The sequence below is a fragment of the Desulfosporosinus youngiae DSM 17734 genome, from assembly GCF_000244895.1.
In the GTDB taxonomy this organism is placed as follows: domain Bacteria; phylum Bacillota; class Desulfitobacteriia; order Desulfitobacteriales; family Desulfitobacteriaceae; genus Desulfosporosinus; species Desulfosporosinus youngiae.
The window spans coordinates 1,624,726-1,629,725 of the sequence record NZ_CM001441.1; the positions used below are offsets into that span (position 1 = coordinate 1,624,726).

The 5,000-nt window shown below is 45.1% G+C and carries 2 protein-coding genes and 2 pseudogenes; 2 read left to right on the forward strand and 2 right to left on the reverse strand.

The genetic code is table 11. From position 1 onward, the window contains the following. Nucleotides 1–1,145: pseudogene (locus DESYODRAFT_RS27160) on the forward strand (collagen-like triple helix repeat-containing protein); the annotation flags it as partial. Nucleotides 1,146–1,294: 149 nt separating this feature from the next. Here the strand turns inward: DESYODRAFT_RS27160 and DESYODRAFT_RS29910 are convergent. Continuing rightward, nucleotides 1,295–1,397, reverse strand: a pseudogene (locus tag DESYODRAFT_RS29910) (PEP/pyruvate-binding domain-containing protein); the annotation flags it as partial. Between the two features lie 177 nt (nt 1,398–1,574). Here DESYODRAFT_RS29910 and DESYODRAFT_RS07765 point away from each other — a divergent pair. Then, nucleotides 1,575–3,161 carry a peptide chain release factor 3 gene (locus DESYODRAFT_RS07765; protein WP_007781480.1) on the forward strand — a complete coding sequence of 529 codons (1,587 nt, stop codon included), beginning with the start codon at nt 1,575–1,577 and terminating at the stop codon, nt 3,159–3,161. Here the strand turns inward: DESYODRAFT_RS07765 and DESYODRAFT_RS07770 are convergent. Further along, nucleotides 3,158–4,345: an N-acetylmuramoyl-L-alanine amidase gene (locus DESYODRAFT_RS07770; RefSeq protein ID WP_007781482.1), complete on the reverse strand. Its 1,188-nt coding sequence runs from the start codon at nt 4,343–4,345 to the stop codon at nt 3,158–3,160. The two genes, DESYODRAFT_RS07765 and DESYODRAFT_RS07770, sit on opposite strands and share 4 nt — an antisense overlap. Nucleotides 4,346–5,000: the final 655 nt, after the last annotated feature.

The window sequence follows — 5,000 nt, forward strand, 5'->3', positions numbered from 1 at the left end:
GAGAAACGGGGGCCACAGGAGCCACAGGTTCAGCCGGGGCAACAGGAGCAACGGGAGCCACAGGTTCAGCCGGAGAAACGGGGGCCACAGGAGCCACAGGTTCAGCCGGGGCAACAGGAGCAACGGGAGCCACAGGTTCAACCGGAGAAATCGGAGCAACAGGAGCTACAGGTTCAGCAGGAGAACCTGGCGGTCCGACGGGGCCTACTGGCGCTACTGGTGCCACTGGTCCTGCTGGAGAATTCGGTGGCCCTACTGGCGCAACGGGTACTACTGGCCCTACTGGTGCAACGGGTACTACGGGTATTACTGGTCCCACTGGCGCAACGGGCGCTATCGGTCCCACTGGTGCAACCGGCGCCGCCGGTGCCACTGGCGCCACTGGCGCAACGGGTACTACCGGTCTCACTGGCGCAACCGGTGCTACCGGAACATTCGAGCCTAATCCATTTGCCGTCTATGTTCAAGCTGGGGCAGTCGGTGGAAACGGCACACAAGCCAGTCCGTTTGGAACGATACAACAAGGTGTCACAGCTGTATCGCCGACAGGAACCGTTCATATCCTGGGCGGGACTTATCCGATTACCGGGACAATATCGGTGAATAAAGCAGGAGTAACTCTGAAAGGGTATCCTAATACGCTGATTGAACTGCAGGCTGCGATAATAGCTTTCGTTGTCACGGGTAGCGGGGTGACCATAGATGGCTTGACGATTACCAGCGATAATCCGTATGCGGTTGAGTTTATTCAGCTTGGAGGAAACCATCACAAGCTTATTAACAACTATATTTATGGCCCGCCTCAAGCTGGATCGTCAGATACCTGGGTTGTAAATCGCGGATTCTTGACACAAGCGAATAATATGCAGGATTTGACAGTTCAAAATAATATTTTTTATTTTCTGAGACAGCCGGCATATCTGAACCCCAATACGACTGGATATATCATTGATAATGTAGTTTATAATACCCGAGGATTTGTTGTCGACAGAGCAGTTGTAGTTTTATCAGGTAATTCATGGGGCAGCCCGGAAAATGCAGTAGATATAGCATTGTTGGTTGGCACGATCACCGGCCCTCCTTATGATCCATTGGTTGACCTGTCTGCGAACAACAGTGATGCTACTATCAGTGATCAGAGATAAATGTTTTTATTCCTAACGCACAATCAGGGCCATCCGCCAAAACGGGTAGTCCTGATTTTTTAGGTGCCAGTCTCTGCTGCCTAGACAGGTGGACTTTACGGTGGTTGAAGCTATTTTGCAGGCGGTAAATTACTGCCCGCTCGGTAAATCCTAAAAGCTTCAGTAGAAATACAAAAGCCAGCCATCCGGCACGCGTATTCCTGCAATCTTGGCAAGGTCCCCCAGGTTCGTGCCTTTGCCCCCGACAACCATGAGGTTTGTTTTGTCAATATCCTGAAAGTCAACCTGTTTAAGTGAGAGGGACAATTAAACGTCTGACAATTGAGGATATAAACAATATCGTGTATAATTAATTCTTATACTAATTGAAAAACAATGGAATGTTAGAATATGATGTATGACAAAAGATTAGTTTAAGGAGTTAAAACATTGAACCAAACGGATTTAAAATCAGAAATTGCTTCCCGAAAAACCTTTGCGATTATTTCTCATCCGGATGCAGGAAAAACAACCTTGACTGAAAAGTTGCTCCTTTTTGGCGGAGCAATTCGTGAAGCTGGTTCAGTGAAAGCTCGGAAAGCGGAACGCTATGCTACTTCGGATTGGATGGAGCTTGAGAGGCAGCGTGGGATTTCCATTACGTCCAGTGCCCTTCAATTTAAGTACCAGGGATTTGTCATTAATATCCTTGATACACCTGGGCACCAGGATTTTAGTGAGGATACCTACCGAACTCTGACTGCGGCGGATAGTGCCGTGATGCTGATTGACGCGGCAAAAGGGGTTGAGACCCAGACCAAGAAACTCTTTGAGGTTTGCCGTAAACGTGGGATTCCGATTTTCACCTTTATTAATAAGTTTGACCGTGAAGCTAAAGATCCCTATGATTTGATGGATGAAGTAGAAAAGGTCTTGGGGATTGAATCTTATGCTATGAATTGGCCGATCGGTATGGGTCAGGATTTTAAGGGCATATATGACCGCCAGACAGGACAGGTTGAGCGCTTTATGGAAGGAAACGCACGATCCAGCGCTAAACCACCGGTATCTGGTCCGCTCAGTGATCCCCTGGTACAGGAAGGGATCGGGGAAGATCTTGTCAATCAGCTGCTGGAGGAAATTGAACTTCTGGATTTGGCAGGAAATACGTTCTCCCAAGAACGAGTGGACCGTGGGGAAGTGACACCCGTCTTTTTTGGAAGTGCTCTCAATAACTTTGGGGTTCCCAATTTTTTGCATTATTTTCTGGAACTTGCTCCCGCACCACAAGCCAGAAATACAAATTCAGGAATATTAGATCCGGAAACTCCCAGCTTTTCGGGATATATCTTTAAGATCCAAGCGAATATGAATACCCAGCATAGAGACCGAATAGCCTTCATCCGTATTTGTACAGGCCGCTATGAACGGGGCATGAACGTGATTCACACGCGTTCTCATCGTCGGCTTCGGCTTGCCCAGCCTCAACAGCTATTCGCTCAGGAACGGTCTATTCTCGACGAGGCCTATGCCGGCGACATTATTGGAGTGCATGATAGCGGACTTTTAAGGATTGGGGATGTTCTTACAGAAAAGGACGGACTTGAATTTGAAGCAATGCCTTTCTTCAGCCCTGAAAACTTTGCCCGTATTAACATTGCGAATGCCTTGAAGCGCAAGCAATTCATTAAAGGTATACAGGAACTGCAGGAAGAGGGAGCTATCCACGTTTTTCGTGACCTGCATATAGGGGTTGAGGCTCCGATCATTGGTGTTGTCGGACAATTGCAGTTTGAGGTGTTAGAATACCGATTGCGTGAGGAGTATGGGGTGCATGTTAATATTCAACACTTACCTTTTGAAATTGTGCGATGGGTTAAAAAGGATGAAAAGACGATCAAACTTCTTACTGAGTCCAGTATGAGTACTGTCGTGGTTGATAAGGATGAAAATTATGCTGTCTTGTTATTGGATGAATGGAAGGCAAATTGGTTAAGTGATCGCTATGAAATCGAATTTTATGTGCAGCCTGTCTAAACGCCAAGTTGAGGACTAAATGTACGGTCTAAGAGGATATGCCCGCCAATGGACTCGCCAAATTCCCCATTCACCAAAATACGAACGCTGTTAATTCCCGGAATTTGGGTCATTGACCATATGATTGAGCGAATGGTCATACTCTCCTCTAAAGCTCCGCCAGGAAACTGATCCCGAATATCCTTACTGAAGTCGATCGTAACAAGGCCATTTTGAGTAGTAACGGAAAGGATTTTGGTTGTCGGGGCTATAGTGGGAATCAGTTTACTGGATAGAGGGCCTTGTATGAGTTCACTCATAACGAGGCTCGCTTTTTGAGCAAGATCAAGTTTTGGCCATACTGATGGGTTTATTTGGCGATCTTCGGGTACGAGGTTTTCTAAATTGTCGTTGGCAAAGTAGAGTTTATAGGTATTGTCACTTATTAAGGGCGGCCCATCTTGTGCAACAGTTGGTGAGCTTTCCCGTACCCCCATCGGAAAGGCAGTGAAGAACTGTTCAACTCCCGTTCCTATGGCATTAGCCACTGAGTTGCGGTAATCTTCTGATAATAGTAATTTCCTTTCTTTGGGATTAGAGATGAATCCTACCTCAACAATGACAGCTGGAATTTCCTCTTGATTGATTATGTAATAATCACCGGCTTTAGCTTTGCGCTTATTGTCGGGTTGGACCTGAGTGAGTTGTTCATGAATTTTTTCGGCGAGTGCTTTTCCGGATGAGGATTTCAGATGGTAATAGGTTTCCATTCCATACGAATTTCGCTTTGAGAAGCTGTTGGCGTGGACGCTAATAAATAAATCGGCATTATTTTCAGTGGCGATGTTAATCCGGTTGTCTAATTCGGCTCGCTTAGCCATCCGTCCTTTGACAAACCCCGGCAGAAAAAAGTCCTTATCAACCTCGCGGGTTAGAATAACTTTACATCCTTTAGACTCTAAGACTTTACCCAGGCGTAAAGAAATATCTAAATTTACGTCTTTTTCCTTAATCCCTGAATTCTGGGCTCCAGGATCAGCACCCCCGTGTCCTGGGTCAATAACAATGACTTTATCTTTTAGACCGGAAGAGAAGACTGATGTTAATTTTAATGAACCGGCTCCAAGAACTAGAATAATCAAGGTTATTATTGCCCCCAAAATCCATGATTTACGGATAAATACGATTATTGGCCGATTAAGCATTTGCAGCACACTCCTCTTACAAATGTCACCCTCTTATGTATATTGTAAGAATGGGTTTCGTAAACATAAATATGAAAAGATTTGTTTGTTTGCGGAAAGTTTCTTTGTAAATTAAGAGGGGGACTGTTGCCTTGAGCAGAGTTTTAATTCTAGTGATCTTGCTCAATATCCCGTTTGGATATTGGAGGGAGAACGTGAAAAAGTTCTCAGGTCAATGGTTTTTAGCCATTCATTTGCCGGTTCCATTGATGATGTTTCTTCGTATACAATTGGGTCTTGGATGGGAAATAAGCACATATCTCATGTTAGCTGGAGCATATTTTATTGGGCAATGGCTGGGGGCTAAGTGGCACCGAAGTTGGAGGAAATCAATGCGGGTAAGTAGTTGCTTAATATGTGATATAGCACGGAGTCGGTGGATTATCCTAATATCACGCTGACATAGGAACACTTTAGGTTATAATGCATATAGTAATGATGTGAGTAAGACCAACAAAATACTTAATCTATGGTCAGGAAGATTGCTTAAGATGTGCGGATGTGCATAGTATTTTTAAAAATGTGAAATACTAGTTGACATCAAATAGTTATAATGCTATTATAACTGAGCGCCACAAAGACGCGTAGAGATCGAACAAGCGAGTGGTTAGTAACT